The following is an 18,963-nucleotide window of genomic DNA, read 5'->3' as shown; positions in this document are numbered from 1 at the left end:
TTGTGCCCCTTCAGCCCTTGAGGTAGCCCTCGCTCAAGCCGGATCTGATCCGGCGGTGGAAGAGGATCACCAGAACGATCACGGGTAGCACGGCGACGATGCCCGCCGCCGCCTGGTAGGTGTAGGGTGGTTCGCCACTGGTCCCCGACGGCGAGTTGATGTAGCCGATCCGCCGCGTGACCGTCACCGCGCCCTGGTTGCCCAGCACAACCGCGAACAGGAACTCGTTCCAGACGCTGATGAGCAGCAGAATCGCCGTGGCGGCCAGGCCGGCCGAAGCCGACGGGATGGTCACCCGGAACAGGGTGCCCATCCTGGTGCATCCATCCATCCGCGCTGAGGCCTCCAGCGCCGGTGGGACACTTGCGAAGATGTTGCGCAGCAACCAGATCGTCAGTGGCAACCCGAAGGCGACGTGGGCCACGATCAGCCCGATCACCGAGTCGTTGAGGTTGAGCGCGTTGAAGATGAACAGCAGCGGGATGAGCAGGACGATGGCCGGCACGGTGTAGGTGAACATGAGCACCGCGATCGCGGCGCCCTTGCCGGGCAGGTCGAGCCGGGCCAGCGGATACGCGGCGAGTGCGCCGACCAGTAGCGTCAGCAGCGTCGACCCGACCGTGATCTGCAGGCTCACCCAGATCGAGGAGAGCCATTTGTCGTTGGTGAGGATGTCGACGTACTGGGAGAAGTCCAGCCGCGCGGTCAGGTCCAGCGGCACCGAGGTGACAGCGGACTCCGGCTGCAGGCTGGCCAGCACGATCCACAGGGTCGGGCCGATCGACCAGACGAGGAGCGCGCCGATCGCCACCGTCGAACCGACTCGTCGTGCGGCGGGTGGCAGCGTCCACCGGCGCCGCTTGCGCGTGTCCTCAGGCCACTCCTGCGGCTGATCCGACCGCGCCGCGCCGTCCAGCCGCAACCGCCCGGCAGGCTCGTCGGCGGAGTCCTTCGCCTGGCGACGGCGGCGGCGGAGTCCGCCCGAACGCAGGTAGAGCGTCGCACCGCTCGCAGCGACGATGATCGCCATGAGGAACAGGGCCAGCATCGCCGAGTAGCCGAGACTGAGGTTGTCGAAGGCGGCGGTGAAGATGTAGTAGGTGATGGTCGTCGTCTCGAAGCCGGGGCCACCACGGGTGAGCTGGAAGAGCAGGTCGAAGACCTGCAGTGAAACGATGATCTGCAGGATCGTGGCGATCAGCAGGGTGGACCCGATGCTGGGTAGCGTGATCGATCGGAAGGCCTGCCACGGCGTGGCACCGTCCATCCGGGCCGCGCGGTAGAGCTGGTTGGGGATCGCCTTGAGCGCGGACAGGATGATGAGGGCCAGCAGGGGCACCGATCGCCACGCCGTGGCGAGCATCGCGAGCACCAGCGCGGTGGTCGGTTCCTGCAGCCACGGCACCGCGCCCTCGGTGAGGCCGAGTCCGTTGCTGACCTGGGTCGCCAGCCCGAAGCTGGGCTGGAAGATGAAGCGCCAGAAGAACCCTGTCACGATCGGGGCGATCGCCCATGGCAGCAGCAACGCGACGGCGAGCGGCGTCTCGAACCGCGACCGCCTGTTCATCAGCAGCGCGGTGGCCAGTGCCAACGGGATGGTGAGCACGGTGGTGCCGACCGCGAACCAGAGGGTGCGCGGAATGGAGTCGACGAAGAATGAGTCGTTGAACATCCGGGTGATGTTGTCCAGACCCAGGAACCTCGTCGGTCCATCCTTGAGCAGTTCGATCCGGTAGAGGCTCATCACGAAGACCGCCGCGATCGGTGGAAGCACGATCACACCGATGAGCACGGCTGCCGGCACGAACAGCAACAGGGCGAAGCGGCGGTCGCTGAGCCGGTCCACCCGGCGGGAGATCCGGCGTGACACGCTCTCGCGTGCCGGTACCGCTTCCGTCGTCATCGATCCTCCCGCATGCCTGTCGTCACGGCGTTGTGCCGGAAGTCTGCGATGCAGAGCGCCGCCATGTCAACAGATGGAATGTGCATTTCATCTGCCGTAACATTTGGCCGACGGTGTGATGTCAGGTCGGTAACGCCGGACCGGCCGTCGTTTCGGCTGATGACACTGTTGAGTTCAAGTCCACAACAAGGGAGACAGGGATGAGGATCCTGCAGATCGGCGCCGGCTCCATGGGCACACGGCGCCTTCGTGACCTGCGCGCGTGTGAGGGCGTCGAGGTGACCCTGTTCGACCAGCGGGACGACCGGCGGGCCGCCGCGGGGAGCCGGTTCGGCGTCGCCACCACGGCCTCGCTCGACGAGGCGATGGCGACCGAGCCGGACGCACTGATCATCTCGACCCCGCCCGACCAGCACACCGACTATGTGCGACTGGCGCTGGACACCGGCCGGCATTTCTTCTGCGAAGCCGACATCTGGGCCTTCGACCCCCGTGTGGTGGCGGCGAGCGCTCGACGAACATCGGGCGGACTGGTCGCGGCTCCCTCCTGCACCCTGTACTTCCACCCCTTTGTCCAGGAACTGCGCCGGGTGGTCCGGGAGGAGCTGGGCACGCTGCACGCCTACGGCTACGTGCTCTCGGTCGACGCGCCGAGCTGGCACCCGGGCGAGGGCGCCGAATATTACGCCCGTCACCGTGCCACCGCGCCGGCCCGGGAGATGGTGCCGTTCGAGCTCATCGCACTCGACCACGTCTTCGGCAGGCCGGTGGCGGCCTCGGGGCGGGTGGTCCGGCGCGGCGGCCTCGACCTGCCCGGTGCCGACAGCTGGTCGCTGCAGATGGAGCTGGCGTCCGGCGCCACCGGGCAGCTGACGGTGGTCATGGCGAGCCCGCAGACAGCGCGTCAGGGCTGGGCGATCGGCGACCGCGGCTTCATCCGGTTCGACCTGCTGACCGGCACCCTGGAGCGCGCGCTGCCGCACCTCGGCGACGGGTACTCCCGGGTCCTGTGTGACTGGCAGGAGGAGTACGAGCCGATGTACGCCAAGGAGATCGCCGCCTTCCTCGCGGCGGTCCGCGGCGAGGCCGCCTGGCCCTACTCGTACGACAGCGCCGCAATCGTGTGCGGCACCTTGGCGGCGGCGGAGCTCAGCATGCTCACCGGCCGGACCGAGACGGTCGACCCGGACCGCCAGCCCGCCGCCCTGCCCGACGCGTACGCCGTGTCCAGCGAATCCTGACGATCAGTGGTCACCGTGTCGCGGAGATCGGCCTCGCCGCCCGCACCACGGTGACCATGGTCGGGCCCAACGGTCAGGTCAGGCGGGTGAAGCCGGTATGCGCCACCGGTCCGCGCAGGGCGGCCTGCACCGGTCCGGCGTCCTGGGCCGCGCGGATCTCGGCGAAGACGGTGCGCACCGCGGCCAGGTACTCCTCAACGTGCTCGTCCTGGTGCGCGAAGGACGGATAGAACGAGCCACCGGCGAGGAACCCCCGGTCGAGCATCAGCTGAGTGAAGAGGGTGACGCTGGGCTGCGGCTGTTCCACGAAACGCAGGTGGCTCAGCGGCGCGATGCCGTGGATCCGCACGGCCAGCCCCACCTCCTCGGCCGCAGCCCGCCAGCCGGCCTGTACGGCCGCGCCGACCACCGTCAGGCGCGTCCCCACCGAGTTGGCCCGGTGCCGGCGCAGGGTGGCGAGCGCCGCTGTCGGCCCGATCCGCTCGGTCCAGTACGTGCTGCTGACGAAGGAACGCTGCGCGTGTTCCAGTACAGCCGCGCGCCCCACCACGGCCGCCATCGGATAGCCGTTGCCGATGGCCTTGGCAAAGACCGCCACATCGGGTTCGACACCCAGCTCGAGATGTATGCCACCGGTGTTGACGCGCAGGCCCGAGGTCACCTCGTCGAAGACGAGGACGGCACCCGCACGGCGGGCCAGCTCCACCACGCCCGGCAGGAACCCCGGCTCGGGATCATGCTCGCGGATGGGCTCCATCACGATCGCGGCGAGCTGATGCTCGGCGACGATCGCCTCGAGCTCGTCCAACCTGTTGTACCGGAACCCGAACGCGGTGCCGGCCAGCTGGGCCGGGACGCCGCTGGGATCCAGGCCCGGCAGCAGATGCCCGTCGAGGCTCGACGGGCCGGCGAGGTTCGCGGCCAGATACCAGTCGTGCCAGCCGTGGTAGCCGCAGAACGCCACCGTCGACCGTCCGGTGGCTGCCCGGGCCAACCGGACCGCGATGGTGAGCGCCTCGCCACCGCTGCGCGCGTAGCGGACCATGTCGGCCCACGGATGCAGCTCGCAGAGCAGTTCGGCGAGCTCCAGCTCCTCGATGCAGTTCAGTGTGCTCATGGAACCGTTGGCGATGACATCACGGACGGCGGAGTCCACCTCGTCGTCGGCGAAGCCGAGCACACACGTGCCGATCCCGCTGGTGCTCATGTCGACGTACCGGTGACCGTCGAGATCCCAGGTATACACACCCTTGGCACGCGAATAGTGCCGCGGCCACTGACCCGGCGCAAACTGTTCCGGCCGCTTGGAGAGCAGCTGCGCGCCACCAGGTATCCGCGCGAGTACTCGCCGTTCACGCTCAACCGACTCGTTCGTCATCGCCCCACGGTACGGCCGCATTTCATGTAGCGGAAGAGCTGTTTCACTAGATGCGAACGTCCACGCTCCGCCAACCCGCTCCGTCGCATGCGGCCACGACCGCGTCGGCGACCCGCAGCGCCCGGATCCCGTCCTCGACACTCACCAGCGGGACCGCGACACCACGGGCCACGTCCAGAAAGTGGCTGAGCTGGCGGCCGAACGCGACATCACGCTCCTCGGAACAGTCGTAGGAACGGGTGAGGGCGTCAGCGTGGGCCCGCACCGTGACGCGACCCCTGGCGAGGTCGGCCCGCAGCGTGCCCCGGTCTCCGACGACGTCGAGCCGGCGGCCCTGCCCTTCCTGCACGTAGTCCAGGTGGAACGTCCCGGTCACACCGGAGGCGAAAGCGACAACTCCGTTGATGACGTTGGGATCCTGACGCAGCGGGAGATCTCCGGCGAGACGGGCGACCGCAGCGACCTCGGCCGCCGGACCCAGCAGCCACTGCAGGTAGTCCCACTCGTGGCTGTAGTCGTACGGCAGCCGGTAGCGGTCCGTTGCGGAGAACCGGTTGCGGGCCACCCTCAGCGTCTCGTACGCGCCGAGGTTGACGTGCACCGAGACCGGCGTGCCCACGGCTCCGTCGGCGAGCAGCTCCCGAACCCGTCGCAGCACCGCGTAGTGGCGCAGCACGTATCCCACCAGCACCCGCGCGCCGCTCTGCGCCGCCACCCTGGCCAGTTCCTCGGCCGCAGCGACGCTGTCGGCGACCGGCTTCTCCACCAGTACCGTGATCCCCCGCCGGCAGGCCTCGATCGCCTGCGGCGCGTGCAGGGCGTCGGGGGTGGCCACCACCAGTGCGTCCGGCGCCGCGTCGAGCAGCTCCTCGAACGAGGAGACAATCGCCAGGTTCGCCTCGACCGCCGGTGGCAGCCGCAGCCCGTGCGGCGCCGCGTCGAAGGCCGCGACGCGGACCCCGGGCGATTCCGCCAGCAGCCGGGCATGGCGCAGCCCGATGGAGCCCAACCCGCAGACGCCGACCCGGAGCCGCTCCGGAGCACCACTCGTGTCGGGGATGGCGTTCATGGCAGCAGCCCCGGCGGCAGTTGACCGCGATCGAAGGCGTCGAGGGCCGCCGCCAGGTGGCGGTCCACGTCGCTCAGGGCGACGCTGCCGTGACCCGGGAAGAGCGCGCCGGGTGCAGTCGCAGCCACCGCGGCTATGCTGTCGCGCAGCGCGCCGACGTCGGTTTCGGTGGTGCCCAGCACGGCGACCCTCCCACGGGCGAAGACGAGATCACCGGTGAAGACAGCGCGGACACCGTCCACATCGACGAGATAGCAGGCATGCCCCACCGCATGACCGGGTGTGGGCATGCAGCGTACGGTCGCGGCCCCGATGCTGAACGTCTCATCCCCGAGCCGCCGGTGCACCTCGGTCGGCGTCAGCGACAGCGTGGCCGGGTAGACGCCTGCGGAGCGCGCGAGCGCCAGACCGGTAGCGACCTCATCGGCCTCGGCGAGCATCCGGGCCACCTCAGGCGACGACCAGATCTCGGCGCCGAGCAGCCGAGCGAGGGCAGCCGCGCCGGCGGCGTGGTCGGCGTGGCCGTGGGTCACCAGGATGTGAGTCACGGGGGGCGCCTGCGCGGCCTCGATCCGGGCCGCGATTCTCGCCGTGTCGAGCCCGGACCCCGCGTCGATGAGGAAGGACGCCGTGCCGCCCTCGACCAGGTAGACATGGCCGTCGTGGCGGTCGGAGAGCGAATAGCCGAGCCAGCCGCTCCCTACCAGGTGCACATGCTCCGACAGTCGCATCGCCGCACTCTAACCAGAGGTCAGGTGGCTTGGCCAGTGGTCCTTTCGTCGGCACTGTGCTGAACGCCTGCACGGGCCGCGATCGGCGGTGCGCACGCACCGCGCTTCGCTGCGGCGCATCACCCAGTTCCTCCTGCGGGTATGTACGTCTGTTCTCCAACAGACCCGATCGATCCGGTCGGTGTGGGCCACCGTGACCCGGCCAGCACATTTCACCGGGCGCGCGTGGACCAACAGGCGCGCTGCGGCCGGCGCTGACATCCGGACTGCGGGGCGTGATGGGCGTTGGCGCTGGTCGCGGCGCGACGCGGCATGAACGCGCAGCCGATCAGCGGCCGAGACAATTCGCCGCATGCGTCTCGCCGGTCGACCAAAGCCTTTGCCTGCAACTGCACGTTCTCTGTGTCGAGGTCAACAACGTGTCGGGGGCAGCGCACCTTCCTTCGCGGGGTTCGGTTCGAGCGATTCTCGGCTTGGCGAGGGCCTTTCGGCGGCAGTTCCTCGGCGTTCGATCGAGCGGCTCGAGCCCGCACTCAGGCGACCGAACAAACGCGGTCACGGCGGTGATGACGGTCGCGGTGTTGACCCGCCGGGGCCGGCGCCGTTGGTGTTGAGGCCGACGTGGCGCTCTTTGGACGTGGGGCGCTTCGTCCGGGTTCAGGCTCAGCCGGTGCCGTGTTGCACCGTGTAGTGGATGACGACCGCACCACCGGTGGCGTAGTTGGCGACATCGGCGGCCACCTGCTGGCCGTGCGGCGACGCTCTCGCCGCGTTCATGGTCGCAGCGTCAGCGAACTCGGCTTCGAAGATCGCGAAGTATGGCGCTTGTCCCTGTGTGGCTGCGACGTCGAAGCTGTAGCGCCACGCGAGCAGGCCGGGCATGCGGGTGACCAGCGGAAGATGGTTGGTCACGTAGTAGTCCCGGAAGTGGTCGGGATCGGCGGGGTGGGGGTACAGGACCACCAGCTTGTGCATGAGAACCTCCGTTGAGTAGCTGGCGACCTGAGCGGCGCGGATCGCGGGCACGGAGCCAACGGCCCGCATCGGCAACGATCAGATCGAATCGTTCGGTTCCTTTGGTTACGGTTGCGTCCTGTTTAGCCAGTCGGTGATGACGGGGAGGGTGTCGGCGCGGTGGTGCGCGCCGGCGAGTTCATCGTGAGGAGCTGGGCCACGCGCAGGTAGCCCTCCGGCTCGGGTTTGCCGCGCAGGATCTGGCTGCTGTCGACCAGGGCCGGAGGATCGGGTAGCCCACCGACACGCAGGCGGTGTAGGACCGTGGCCGTCCGGCCTGAGGTCACGACGCCCCACCGCCGGTCCTTCAGCAGGCCCAACACCGCGGCGGCGTCGGGGTACACGGGAAAGCTGCCGTCTTCGTGGGTCACGAGTTCCCTGATCAGCCGGTATTCGGCGGCGGCGTCGAGGTGTGGCGCCACCACCTGGATGGTGTCGACGGCCCGGCCGTGGGTGTGTGACCAGGCCAGATCTGGATCGAGGTTGCGGTGGTCTGCCCATCGGCTCCAGATCCGGCGGTACGCGAGGTACGAATCGACGAGCACGCCGTCGACGTCGACGTCACTGCCCTGTCGGTAGGGCCCGCGCCGATGTCGTGGAGGTGATGCGGCCACGCCGCGCAGTCGCCTCACGAAGCCCTCCCCCATCGCTTCGGAAATCGAATCACCACAGCGGACGGTACTGTATCGAAGTTCGAAGCATCAAGAGGGGTGGCACAGGCGATGACGGCACCGAGGCCAGGCCGGCCGGTACGCGGATCGAGCACCGGGCGACCTCTCATGGCCGCCCTCGACCTGTTCGGCCGCCGCTGGAACCTGCGCATCGTCTGGGAGCTGCGACAGGGGCCGGTCGGGTTCCGCGCGTTGCAGCAGCGCTGCGACAACATGTCCTCCAGCGTCCTGCGGCAACGGCTGACCGAGCTCCTTGACGCCCACCTCGTCGCCCAGCAGCCGGACGCGGCCTACACGCTCACCGAGCTGGGCCGCGGCGCCTACCAGGCATTGCGTCCGCTCGCCCGCTGGTCCGACGCGTGGGCCTCGGCCCTGGGCGAGGACGGCGAACACTGAACCCCTGAAGCACCGCCCCGCCCCCTGGCGCTTCGGAAACCGAATCGCTACGGTGCTTCTGAATCCGAATCACCTGGAGGGGTTGTGGCCCGTATCCCAGCGCTCGAACCGCCATTCACGCCAGACGTGGCGGCACAACTCGCCACGATGATGCCGGCCGGCGTGCCTCCCATCGGCCTTTTCCGGACATTGGCCAAGAACTTGCCGATGACCGTCGCGATGAGCCATTTGGGCAGGTATGAACTCGGCCGTGACCTGACCCTGACACTCCGAGAGCGGGAGATCGTCATCCTGCGCATCTGCGCGCGCTGCGGCTGCGAATACGAGTGGGGCGTCCACGTGATGGTCTTCGCTGACCGTGCTGCACTCACGGCGGCCGAGGTCACCTCGCTCACCCACGGGTGCCCTGACGATCCCTGCTGGACGGCCGGCCGCGAAGCCACGCTCATCCGGATGGCAGACGCCCTGCACGACTCGTGCGACATCAACGACGCACTGTGGCGATCCGCGCAGGAATCGTTCGACGAGCGACAACTGCTCGACGTGCTCCTGCTGTGCGGGTGGTACCACGCGATCTGCTTCGCCGCCCGCGCCGCTCGCGTCGACCTCGAGGCCGGTGCTCCTCGCTTCGCCGACGTCACACCCACCTGATGGCCGGCCCACCGGTGGCAGTGGTGAACGCCTGCACCCGCGACGGGCAGGGCGGCAGCCCGACCGCGGTCGTGATCGACGACGCCACGCTCACCGACGGCGACCGGCACGCCATCACCCGCAGGACCGGCACCTCCCACACCGCGTTCATCGACACCGGCACAGCGGACACGCCCACGGTGCGCTTCTTCACCAGCGCCGGGGAACTCACCAACTGCGGCCATGGCACCATCGCCGCGCAAGCCGTCCTGCTGCACCGCAGCGGCGCCACCGAGCACCGCGGGTGCCAGCGCACCGCAGGCCGCACCTTCGCCACGACCGCCATCCGCCGTCGCGAAGGCATCGAAGTCTGGTTCGACCAAGGCGCCATCGTCCTGGCTGACGACGGCGACGCCACCGGTGGTGGCATCATCGCGGCCCTCGGCCTGCAACGAGCGGACATCGCCGCCGGCGTACGAGTCGCTTCGCCGGGCACGCCACGGCTGCTCGTCCCCGTCCAGGATCACGGGACGCTGCAGTCCATGCAGCCCGACTTCGATCGGCTGGCAACCGAGTGCCGGCGACTCGGATATCTCGGCTGCTTCACCTACGCACTCTCGCCGACCGCGAGAACGGCGGCAGCCCGCATGTTCGCCCCCGCGATCGGGATCAACGAGGACATCGCGAACGCCAACAGTGTCGGCTGCCTCGCCGCCCACCTCCTCGACACCTCCGGCAACGGCGACATCGAAGTCCACCAGGGTGACACACTCAAGAGACCATCATCGATCTCCGCGAGCGCGACCCGTACCGGATCCGGCATCGTCGCGAGAATCGGCGGAGTGGTCGACCTCGGCCCGCCCATCGTTCCCGGCTGAAACAGCAAGCGATCCGCGCTCGAGCGACTTCCTTTCCTGGCGATGATCGGCTGCACGGTCATCGGCTCAGATCAGTGCGCTGTCAAGGTGGCAACCAGTGCCAAGGGGTGCCGACCGGACCGCCGCGCCGCCCCAGCCCCGTCACCGCCGCCATGGCCCAGCACGGCGCGCAAGCCTGCGTCGAGATCCTGGCCGGCGAGCACAGCGAACGACCGGAGCTGGCCGCGACCTGGATGCGATTCGCCCGAGAACTGGCGCTGAAACGCCTCGTTGTACCGATCCGTCACGGCCGTGCACGTCGACGCGAGGCTCGCCGAAGCCAGCCTTCAACACCGCCGGCACGAGCGCCCACATGGGTATGACAAAAACGCCGGCCTACTCGTCGTCGTCCGGCAACGGCGGCGAGTCTGCGATCCGCCACAGGTGGAAGAGGTACTCCTCCTCGGCGTCGCGCCGGGCGGTGAGATGGACGCGATAGACGGCAGGCCCGCCGGGCAGGTCGATGCCGAGCCGGTCCTCCGCCTCGACGGCCGCGTCGATGCAGTACCGCCCGCTGGGAAAGTCCAGGTCGGTGAACCAGGCCGCACCAGGGTCCTCGGCCGCGGCGTCCCAGATCTCGACGGTCACCGGGACCCGGCCGACCTCCGCGACGGTGGTGACGGCGACCATGCCATACGCCCAGCCGACAGAGTCCGCGATCGCCGCGACGATCGCCTCGTTGAAATTCGAGCTGTCGTCGCACTCCGGGTCGTGCAGCACGAACATCCGGTACGTCGGATGCACGAGCATCCTCCGCCGCACCAGCAGATTCGCCACACGAGCAGGCTACCGGGACGGTGGGTGACCCACCGTCCCGGCGGGTCACCGGCGTACTGCAGGCGCTACAGATCCTAGAACCCGTTGGGGCTCTTGAGCGTCCACGCCTGGTTGAGGTTGCCGGTATCCAGGTACCAGCTCTGAACACCGGTCCCGTTCTGGTTTCCCTGACCGGGACCAGCTTGGACGACCTTGCTGTACCCGACGCTCTGCAACCGCCAGCCGACCGTGGGCGCCATGAGACGCCACATCTGATTGGTCTGACTGGGCGGGTAGCAGTCCCACAACTGGATCGGCTTGCCATCGGCGCCGCCCCATTGGGCCGGTGCATCGAGGCACCTGCCGTTGGCCGCACTGATGAGTTCGAAGGTGTTGCTGGTGCGCCAGCGCCGCCACCACATCTGATTGGTCTGACTGGGCGGATAGCAGTCCCACACCTGCAGCGTCGTGCCGTTGCCGCCGCCGGACTGCGCGGGGACGTCGAGGCACCGGTTGCCCGCGGCACTGCTGACGATGTACCACGGGCCGTCGACCTCGTCCGCGGCCGAGGCGCCACCGGCGGGCACGAGCACGGCGGCGACGACGAGCAGAGCCGCTCCGGCCCGCCCGAGCTTACTGATCCAGCGGTTCATGCTGCCCCCTACCGGCAATGGTCAAGCTGTCACGTTCCACGTTCAGGCACCCTGAGGGGACGACGACAGCCCTTCGTGTCACTGAGTGACCCGGTCGCGGTAATTCTGCTTCTGGGCAACCGCGTCCGGGACTACCGTGCGCCTTCGATGGACTTCCAGCGTTGGTCGGCCACGTCGGCGTCGCCGGCAGTCGGCGAGACGAGGCGCGGCGGATCGGGAGACACGGTGGAGACGATGCGGCTGATCGCGGACGCCGCGTCGAGCACCGGCCGGGTCAGACGCTCGGCGACGAAGCTGCCTGTCCGCCCGATGATGCCGATGGCGCCAACGGCATTGCCGTCACGGCCGAGGACTCGTGCGGCAATGCAGCTGTAGCCGAGCATGGTCTGTTCGTGTTCGATCGCCACCCCGCCGTCGCGCACACCCTCGATGGTCCGCGAAACCTGCGCCCAGTTGGTTGGCGTGTACCGGGTCAGCCGTGGCAACGGGTGTGAGCGCACCTCCGCGGCGAGGTCTGGCCGGTCTGCCAGCACGATCTTACCGACCGCGCTGGCCAGGAAACCGGCGTTACGGATCGCGGTCGGCCAGGGGCGGCGCATGTCGGCGGCACGGTGACTGCCGAAGGCGTGGCTCACGATCGCGTTGGTGGTGTCGGTGAAGGCACTGGCCCAGACGATCTCGCCGGTCCTCGCGAACAGGTCCTGGATGTGCGGAGTGACGGCGCCGCGAAGACCCTGCTGTTCGGCCGCGTGTACACCGAGCTGCAGCAGGTGCGGACCAAGCCGGTACCCGTCCTCACAGCGCTGCAGCAGGCCGCGCGCCACCAGGTCGGCGGCGATGCGCCGGACCGTGGGCTTCGGCAGGCCCGTCGCACGGGTGAGGGCGGCCAGGGACGTCCCGCCGCCCAGGCGTGCGACCGCGTCGAGTATGACCACTACTCGGCCGGCGACCGTGTGGTCGTCCATGCGATCCATGATGGCGTGTCCGACCGCCGTGTCCTGGGGACCGAACCGCATCGACGTCGTGTGGAGCTCGTTGCAGGACCGCAACGGCGCGGCGGCCGGCGAAGAGGACCTCGGAGGATCCCTGAGCTCCGATCCGTCCGCCGTGGCCGATCAACTGAACTCCATCCATGTGCTCTACAACTCCGGAGGACAACTCGTCGACCGCCGATGGATTCACGGTCACGGCTGGAACACGCCACCTACCCCACTGGACGACACGGCGACAAACCAGATCGATGCGGCACGTCCCCCGGCCGTCGCTTCTTGGGGACCGAACAGGGTGGACGTCTTCTTCGCCCGCCGGGATGGTCAGACGTACGTGTACCGGAAGACATTCCGAGGCTGAGGTATTCGACCGGGACGCACTCCGTGGCGCAAGACCCCTGTAGCGACCCCGTAGCGATCCCGCCGTGACCTTCAGTTACTGACCGGGTCGCCGGCTCGGCGGCCGGTGCGGCGTGCAACCCTGTCGCGGTGTCCGCCCGTCTGGCAGGTGTGCGTTTCGCAATCTTCGGCCTGCCGGCCGCCGTGCTGGTGCTGCTGCTGGTCACGCTGTCCGGCGACAGCATCACCGTGACACGGCCCCCGCAGCCGGCCGTGTCCGCCGTCCCGGCCGCCGCCGCGCCCCTGCCCAGCCCCACCACGTCGCCGCCCCCGTCACCCAGCCCGACCTTCCACGACGGCGACGGACGCTTCGGCGCCTTCATCACCACGAGGAGCCAAGCGGTCGCCCTGACCTTCGACGACGGACCGGACCCGATCAACACCCCCAAACTGCTGGCCATGCTGCGGGAACGGCACATCCACGCCACGTTCTGCATGGTCGGGTTCCGGGTCCGCGACCGGCCCGACCTCGTCCGGGCCATCCACGCCGACGGGCACACCCTGTGCAACCACTCGTGGCAGCACCTGCTGAACCTCGCCCAGCGCGACGACACCTACATCGACTGGGACCTCAGACACACCAACGACATGATCCACGCGGCGGTCGGCACCGACGTACCGATCCGGTACTTCCGTGCGCCCGGCGGCAACTTCACACCCGCCCTCGTGGCGAAGGCGCGCTCGCTGGGCATGGACTCGATCTCCTGGGACGTGGACCCGCGCGACTGGGAACACACCCACGACAACGGCGCGTCGGCGCACATCTCCCGCGTGGTGAACCACGTCAAAGGCCACACGCGCCCAGGCTCGATCGTGCTGTCCCACGACAACGGCCAGCCGAACACCATCACCGCCTACCAGTACCTGCTGCCCTGGCTCCAGGAACGCTTCACCCTGGCGGGACTGCCCACCGCCGGGCTGTAACGGTCGCGACGGGTAGGTAACCGCTGCGCGTTCGTCGCATCGCAGTGCCGGCGGTGCAACCAGCAGATCCGCGACTGGGCCGGCTCAGGCTGTCGATCACGGCCGCCGCGCCGCCCGGGTTTGCTTGATGCGCAGCCAGGTCGTGAGCAGTGACAGCGCCAGCAGGACGGCGGCGCCGATCCAGCCGAACCTGGCACCTTCCGGGCCGGCGGGGCGGCCGGCCTGCTCGACCGGGTCCAACGGGTTGTCCGGGTCGTAGCGGATGTCGAGGCGCTCGCCCTTGCGCAGGTCCTTGGAGCAGGTGTCGCACGGGACCTCAGGGCGTTCGCCGTTCTCGGTGACGAAGGTGACCTTCGCACTGTGGCCGTTCCTGCCGGACGTGCCCTGCTCCGCGATGACCGCCTCGGTGGTGATGCCGAACCGGTCGAGCCGTTCACCCTTGTCGGCGAAGTACCAGCCGAAGAGGCCGCAGCCGGCGGCGAGGACCAGCAGGACGACCGGAGTCACCCAGGACACCTTTTTCATCGGCTCCCCATCAGCTCGGTCGTGCTGGACGTGCCGAAGTCGATACCCATCCCGCGCCACCGCCCGTCCACCCGCCAAACGTAAACATCACCGGGCAGGCGGAGAATCGGCCGCTCAGCCAGCAATGAGAGGTACGGTGCGCTGCTGTCGTTCCTCGACCGCGTCACGGCCTGGCCCGTCCGGACCGGCCCGTCGCACCCCGCTCCCGGCGCAGGACAGCGGCGATCGCCGTTGCGGAGCCGGCGGCCAGCATGGGCAGGAACATCGCCGGTACGACCCCACGACGGGCGACGGCGAATCCGGCCAGCGCCGAGCCGGCCGAGCCGCCGACGGCGAGCGCGGTGGACATCCAGGTGAACGTCTCGATCCGGCGCGCCGGCGGCGCCGGGTCGGCGACGAGGACGTAGCTGGCCGCGGCGACGGGGGTGAGGAACAGTCCCGCCACGGCGAACGTCACCGCCGCCGCGATCAGCGATCCGCCGGTGACCGCGGTGGCCAGAGCCGGCACGGCCAGGGCACCGGCCAGCCACGTGAGGGCCCGCGGGTAGTCGGCATCGGATCGGCGGAAGCTGCCGCTCACGCCACCGCCGACCCAGGCGGCAAGCAGCAGTGCACCGGTAGCGGGCGTGCCGGCGCGGGCGGCCAACCCGTACAGCACCACCGGAAGGGCGCCGAAGATGAGGCCCTGCACCGCGGTGGCGGCGAGCAGCACCCGGATCTCCGGGACACCGAACGCGCTGCCGGTGCCGTGCTCCGCGGGCGGTGTACCGTCATCGAGCCCGGCGCCGGCGGACACGAACGCGACCGTGCCGAACAGCGTCGCGGCTGCCGCGGTCCACAGCGCGGCAGCCGGCCCGGACCAGGTCAGCAGCGCCGCGGCCAGCAGCGGCGCAACAAGCAGCAGGACCTGCTGGATCAGGGACTCGGCGGCGTACGCGGTGCCGAGGGTGGTGCCGTCCGGGACGAGCCGCGGCCACAGCGCCTTCATGCTGCTTCAAGGTGTCTGCCTCGCGGCAGTCGCGACGCTCGGACCGGCCCCGGGAAGCTGCCCGGCGCAACCCTGGTCGCACATCGGTCGACCCGGCGATGGTACCGCGACGGCCCTCGTCGACCGGGTCACCGCAGGTGAGTTCCGGCCGTCCGCTCGGCGCCCTCCTTGCCGACGCCTACGACTTGTCGATCATCCGGTGTGCGGTCGTACGGGCGGGCGAACACTGCGGTTCACCCGCCCGTGATCACGGGTCATCGGCTCCGTCATGCGGTGGCGTGCGCCGAGGTGAATCCGCGCAGGCGCAGGCTGTTGGACACGACGAACACCGATGACAGGGCCATGGCGGCGCCGGCGAGCATCGGGTTGAGCAGGCCGGCGGCGGCCAGCGGGAGGGCGGCGACGTTGTAGGCGAACGCCCAGAACAGGTTGCTCTTGATGGTGCGCAAGGTCCGCCGGGCGAGCCGGATCGCGTCGACGGCGGCCAGGAGGTCGCCGCGGACCAGCGTGAGGTCGGAGGCCTCGATGGCGACGTCGGTGCCGGTGCCCATGGCGAGACCGAGGTCGGCTTGGGCGAGGGCGGCGGCGTCGTTGACCCCGTCGCCGACCATGGCGACGACCTTGCCGTCGGCCTGCAGCTGTTTGACGACGTCGACCTTGCCGGCGGGTAGGACGTCGGCGATGACGTCGGTGATGCCGACCTGCTCCGCGATGGTGCGGGCGACGGTCGGGTTGTCGCCGGTGAGCAGGATCGGGGTGAGGCCGAGCCGGCGCAGTTCGGTGACCGCCTGGCGGCTGGTGGGTTTGACCGCGTCGGCGACGGTGAGCACGCCGCGGGCCTGGCCGTCCCAGCCGGCGAGGATCGCGGTCTGCCCGGCGTGTTCGGCGGCGGCCTGCGCGGCGCGCAGTTCGTCGGGGATCGTCAGGCCGTCGTCGAGCAGGAGCCGGGCGCGGCCGACGACGACGGTGTGCCCGTCGACGGTGCCGCGGACGCCGAGGCCTTCGGCGTTGCTGAAGCCGGTCACCGCGGGCAGGGTGCCGAGCTGATCGGTGGCGGCGCGGGTGACCGCCTGCGCGATGGGGTGTTCGGAGCCGGCTTCCAGCGCGCCGGCGAGCCGCAGCACCGCATCGGCGTCGGTGCCGGCCGCGGTCACGGTGGACAGGAGGGTCATCCGGCCGGTGGTGACGGTGCCGGTCTTGTCCAGCACGACGGTGTCGACGCGTCTGGTGGATTCGAGGGCCTCGGGGCCCTTGATGAGGATGCCGAGCTGGGCGCCGCGGCCGGTGCCGACGAGCAGCGCGGTCGGGGTGGCCAGGCCCAGCGCGCAGGGGCAGGCGATGATGAGCACCGCGACGGCGGCGGTGAACGCGGCGGTGAGGCCGGCGCCGGTGCCGATCCAGTAGCCGAGGGTACCGGCGGCCAGGGCGATGACGATCGGCACGAAGACGCCGGAGATGCGGTCGGCGAGCCGCTGGACGGCGGCCTTGCCGGTCTGGGCCTGTTCGACGAGCTTCGCCATCTGGGCGAGCTGGGTGTCGGCGCCGATGCGGGTGGCGCGCACGACGAGGCGCCCGCCGGCGTTGACGGTGGCGCCGGTGACGGTGCTGCCGGGGCCGACCTCGATGGGGACGGACTCGCCGGTGAGCATGGCCTCGTCGACGGCGGAGGTGCCGTCCTGCACGACGCCGTCGGTGGCGATCTTCTCCCCCGGCCGGACCACGAACCGGTCCCCCACCGTCAGCTGCTCGACCGGGATGCGGTGCTCGACGCCGTCGCGCAGGACGGTGACGTCCTTGGCGCCGAGTTCGAGCAGGGCGCGCAGGGCGGCGCCGGCACGGCGCTTGGCGCGGGCCTCGAAGTAGCGGCCGGCGAGGATGAACAGGGTGACGCCGGCGGCGGCCTCGAGGTAGATGTTGCCGGCGCCGTCGGTGCGTTCGATGGTGAGCTCGAACGGGTGGGTCATGCCGGGGGTGCCGGCGGTGCCGAGGAACAGCGCCCACAGCGACCAGCCGAACGCGGCGATCGTGCCGAGGGACACCAGGGTGTCCATGGTGGCGGCGCCGTGCCGCAGGTTGGTCCAGGCGGCCTTGTGGAACGGCAGCCCGCCGTAGACGACGACGGGCGCGGCGAGGGTCAGCGACGCCCACTGCCAGAAGTCGAACTGCCACGCCGGGACCATCGCGAGCAGGATCACCGGCACCGTCAGTACCAGCGAAACCCACACCCGGGTCCGTAGCGCGGCGAGCTCGTCGGCCGGGGCGGCGTCCTCGGCGGGTTTCGGCAGTGCCGCCGTGTAGCCGGTCGCCTCGACGGTGGTGATGAGGTCGGCGGCGGTGGTGTCGCCGGTGACGGAGACGGACGCCTTCTCGGTGGCGTAGTTGACGGTGGCGGTGACGCCGTCGATGCGGTTGAGCTTCTTCTCGATCCGCGCGGCGCAGGAGGCGCAGGTCATGCCGCCGATGGTCAGTTCGAACTGCTGGGGTGCCGCGATCAGCGGCGGCTTGACTGCCATGACGTGTCCTCAGCTGTGCGTGTGGCCGGGCTCGCCGTGCCCGGTCGCGGTGGGTGCCGGGCTCGGCGCGGTCGAGGTGGGGGCCTTCGCGGCGGCAGGTGATGTGCCTGCGACGGCGGTGAATTCGGCGGTACGGACGGTGCCGTTGTGCTGGAAGTCCAGGTACAGCCGGTAGGTGCCGGCGGTGGGGACCTCTGCGTAGAACGTGATCTGCGGCCCGGCGGCGGTGCGGCCGTCGCCTGGCGCGCCGTCCGGGTGGACGTGCAGGTAGGCGAGGTCGCCGTCGCGCAGCGCGACGAGGTGTCCGTACGCGCCGAGGTAGGGCTGCAGGTCGGTGACGGGTGCGCCGTCGCGGCTGACGGTGAGGGTCAGCCTGGAGGCGGTGCCGGGGACCAGGTCGCCGTCGAGGGTGACGGTGTAGCCGTCGACGGTGCTGGTGCGCTGTGCGGCCGGGAGCGGCTGCGGCTGGTAGCTGCCGGGTGCGGGGACGTCGGCGCCGAGGGTGAGCCCGCGGGAGTGGCCGGTGGGCTGGAAGTCGGCGAAGATCCGGTACTGTCCGGCGGCGCTGACGGTGAGCGGGATGCTCCAGGTGCCGTCGGGGTCGCGCTGCGGGTGGACGTGCTGGAACCCGGTGAGGTCGCGGCGCACGACGATGAGGTGCAGGTCCTTGTCGTGGCTGGTGGTGTAGCTGGTGACGGGCTGCTGGTCGGGTCCGAGGATCCGGAACCGGAACGGTGCCGCGGTGCCGGTGCTGAGGGTCGCGGTGAGCGGCTGGAGCCGGTAGCCGTCCTCGGTGATCTGCAGTCCGCCGGGCAGCGGTGCCGCGGTGCCGGTGTGCTGGTCGTGGCCGGCGGCGGGCTGCTGTGTGGGGTCGTGGTCGGTGCTGGTGTGGGCGGCCGGGGCCGCGGCGGGACCGGCCAGGTGGCCGATCCCGAGCGCGGCGGTGAACACGGCCGCCAGGCCGAGCGCGTAGGCGCCGAGTCTGAGCGGTGTGCGCATGACTACCTCGCTACTTCGTAGCCGGCCTCGTCGACGGCGGCGCGCACGGCGTCGTCGTCGAGGGGCTGGTCGCTGGTGACGGTGACGGCGCCGGTGGTCAGGTCGACCTGGACGTTGCTGACGCCGCTGAGCTTGCCGATCTCACTGCTGACGGAGTTGACGCAGTGGCCGCAGGTCATCCCGGTCACGGTGTAGGTGGTCGTCGTCATGGCGGGCTCCTCCGGGAGTGGCTGGTCTGCTTCCATGGTACCTGTACCCCCTAGGGGT

Annotated in this window: 20 protein-coding genes; 6 read left to right on the top strand and 14 right to left on the bottom strand. The window is 70.0% G+C overall.

Annotated features, from left to right (window positions below; genetic code table 11):
• Nucleotides 1-10: 10 nt before the first annotated feature.
• On the bottom strand, nt 11-1,903 hold the full coding sequence (locus OHA72_RS26865) for an ABC transporter permease (protein WP_327010567.1): 1,893 nt from the start codon (nt 1,901-1,903) through the stop codon (nt 11-13).
• A gap of 200 nt (nt 1,904-2,103) precedes the next feature.
• Between OHA72_RS26865 and OHA72_RS26860 the strand changes: the two genes are divergently transcribed.
• Nucleotides 2,104-3,144: a Gfo/Idh/MocA family protein gene (locus tag OHA72_RS26860; RefSeq protein WP_327010566.1), complete on the top strand. Its 1,041-nt coding sequence runs from the start codon at nt 2,104-2,106 to the stop codon at nt 3,142-3,144.
• A gap of 73 nt (nt 3,145-3,217) precedes the next feature.
• On the opposite strand, the gene OHA72_RS26855 is transcribed toward OHA72_RS26860, so the two are convergent.
• The 5 genes from OHA72_RS26855 to OHA72_RS26835 form a co-directional block, all read right to left on the bottom strand.
• Entirely contained in the window at nt 3,218-4,663 is a 1,446-nt protein-coding gene (locus OHA72_RS26855) for an aminotransferase class III-fold pyridoxal phosphate-dependent enzyme (protein ID WP_327010565.1), read from the bottom strand.
• Nucleotides 4,569-5,591 (bottom strand): Gfo/Idh/MocA family protein, encoded by a 1,023-nt coding sequence (locus OHA72_RS26850; RefSeq protein WP_327010564.1) that lies wholly within the window; start codon nt 5,589-5,591, stop codon nt 4,569-4,571. The genes OHA72_RS26855 and OHA72_RS26850 overlap by 95 nt, the downstream gene beginning before the upstream one ends.
• Nucleotides 5,588-6,322, bottom strand: a complete 735-nt coding sequence (locus OHA72_RS26845) for an MBL fold metallo-hydrolase (protein ID WP_327010563.1) — start codon at nt 6,320-6,322, stop codon at nt 5,588-5,590. The genes OHA72_RS26850 and OHA72_RS26845 overlap by 4 nt, the downstream gene beginning before the upstream one ends.
• Nucleotides 6,323-6,985: 663 nt before the next feature.
• Nucleotides 6,986-7,348, bottom strand: a complete 363-nt coding sequence (locus OHA72_RS26840; RefSeq protein WP_327010562.1) for an EthD family reductase — start codon at nt 7,346-7,348, stop codon at nt 6,986-6,988.
• Between the two features lie 71 nt (nt 7,349-7,419).
• Nucleotides 7,420-7,968: an HAD family hydrolase gene (locus OHA72_RS26835; RefSeq protein WP_327010561.1), complete on the bottom strand. Its 549-nt coding sequence runs from the start codon at nt 7,966-7,968 to the stop codon at nt 7,420-7,422.
• A gap of 147 nt (nt 7,969-8,115) precedes the next feature.
• On the opposite strand from OHA72_RS26835, the gene OHA72_RS26830 reads away from it, so the two are divergent.
• From OHA72_RS26830 to OHA72_RS26820, 3 genes are all read left to right on the top strand, one after another.
• Complete coding sequence (locus OHA72_RS26830; protein WP_327010560.1) at nt 8,116-8,403, top strand: winged helix-turn-helix transcriptional regulator; 288 nt, start codon at nt 8,116-8,118, stop codon at nt 8,401-8,403.
• Nucleotides 8,404-8,529: 126 nt separating this feature from the next.
• Complete coding sequence (locus OHA72_RS26825; protein WP_327010559.1) at nt 8,530-9,054, top strand: carboxymuconolactone decarboxylase family protein; 525 nt, start codon at nt 8,530-8,532, stop codon at nt 9,052-9,054.
• A complete protein-coding gene (locus tag OHA72_RS26820; protein WP_327010558.1) occupies nt 9,054-9,911 on the top strand; it encodes a PhzF family phenazine biosynthesis protein in 858 nt (285 codons plus the stop codon). The genes OHA72_RS26825 and OHA72_RS26820 overlap by 1 nt, the downstream gene beginning before the upstream one ends.
• A gap of 375 nt (nt 9,912-10,286) precedes the next feature.
• Here the strand turns inward: OHA72_RS26820 and OHA72_RS26815 are convergent, their stop codons facing one another.
• The 3 genes from OHA72_RS26815 to OHA72_RS26805 all read right to left on the bottom strand — a co-directional run bounded on the left by OHA72_RS26815 (nt 10,287) and on the right by OHA72_RS26805 (nt 12,324).
• Entirely contained in the window at nt 10,287-10,727 is a 441-nt protein-coding gene (locus OHA72_RS26815) for a hypothetical protein (protein ID WP_327010557.1), read from the bottom strand.
• 74 nt (nt 10,728-10,801) lie between these two features.
• Entirely contained in the window at nt 10,802-11,359 is a 558-nt protein-coding gene (locus OHA72_RS26810; RefSeq protein ID WP_327010556.1) for an RICIN domain-containing protein, read from the bottom strand.
• Between the two features lie 131 nt (nt 11,360-11,490).
• Complete coding sequence (locus tag OHA72_RS26805; RefSeq protein ID WP_327010555.1) at nt 11,491-12,324, bottom strand: IclR family transcriptional regulator; 834 nt, start codon at nt 12,322-12,324, stop codon at nt 11,491-11,493.
• On the opposite strand from OHA72_RS26805, the gene OHA72_RS26800 reads away from it, so the two are divergent.
• Nucleotides 12,323-12,709: a PLL family lectin gene (locus OHA72_RS26800; protein WP_327010554.1), complete on the top strand. Its 387-nt coding sequence runs from the start codon at nt 12,323-12,325 to the stop codon at nt 12,707-12,709. The genes OHA72_RS26805 and OHA72_RS26800 overlap by 2 nt on opposite strands.
• Before the next feature lie 149 nt (nt 12,710-12,858).
• On the top strand, nt 12,859-13,671 hold the full coding sequence (locus OHA72_RS26795) for a polysaccharide deacetylase family protein (RefSeq protein WP_327010553.1): 813 nt from the start codon (nt 12,859-12,861) through the stop codon (nt 13,669-13,671).
• 96 nt (nt 13,672-13,767) lie between these two features.
• Here the strand turns inward: OHA72_RS26795 and OHA72_RS26790 are convergent, their stop codons facing one another.
• The 5 genes from OHA72_RS26790 to OHA72_RS26770 form a co-directional block, all read right to left on the bottom strand.
• A complete protein-coding gene (locus OHA72_RS26790; protein WP_327010552.1) occupies nt 13,768-14,178 on the bottom strand; it encodes a DUF3592 domain-containing protein in 411 nt (136 codons plus the stop codon).
• Between the two features lie 181 nt (nt 14,179-14,359).
• Nucleotides 14,360-15,184 carry a hypothetical protein gene (locus tag OHA72_RS26785; RefSeq protein WP_327010551.1) on the bottom strand — a complete coding sequence of 275 codons (825 nt, stop codon included), beginning with the start codon at nt 15,182-15,184 and terminating at the stop codon, nt 14,360-14,362.
• A gap of 266 nt (nt 15,185-15,450) precedes the next feature.
• Complete coding sequence (locus tag OHA72_RS26780) at nt 15,451-17,697, bottom strand: heavy metal translocating P-type ATPase (protein ID WP_327010550.1); 2,247 nt, start codon at nt 17,695-17,697, stop codon at nt 15,451-15,453.
• 9 nt (nt 17,698-17,706) lie between these two features.
• Complete coding sequence (locus OHA72_RS26775; RefSeq protein ID WP_327010549.1) at nt 17,707-18,696, bottom strand: DUF8832 domain-containing protein; 990 nt, start codon at nt 18,694-18,696, stop codon at nt 17,707-17,709.
• Between the two features lie 2 nt (nt 18,697-18,698).
• Entirely contained in the window at nt 18,699-18,905 is a 207-nt protein-coding gene (locus tag OHA72_RS26770; RefSeq protein WP_327010548.1) for a heavy-metal-associated domain-containing protein, read from the bottom strand.
• Nucleotides 18,906-18,963 lie beyond the last annotated feature (58 nt).

This window comes from Dactylosporangium sp. NBC_01737 (assembly GCF_035963215.1).
Lineage (GTDB): Bacteria > Actinomycetota > Actinomycetes > Mycobacteriales > Micromonosporaceae > Dactylosporangium.
The sequence above is the reverse complement of the archived record's forward strand: the minus strand, read 5'-3'. Positions and strand labels throughout refer to the sequence as shown.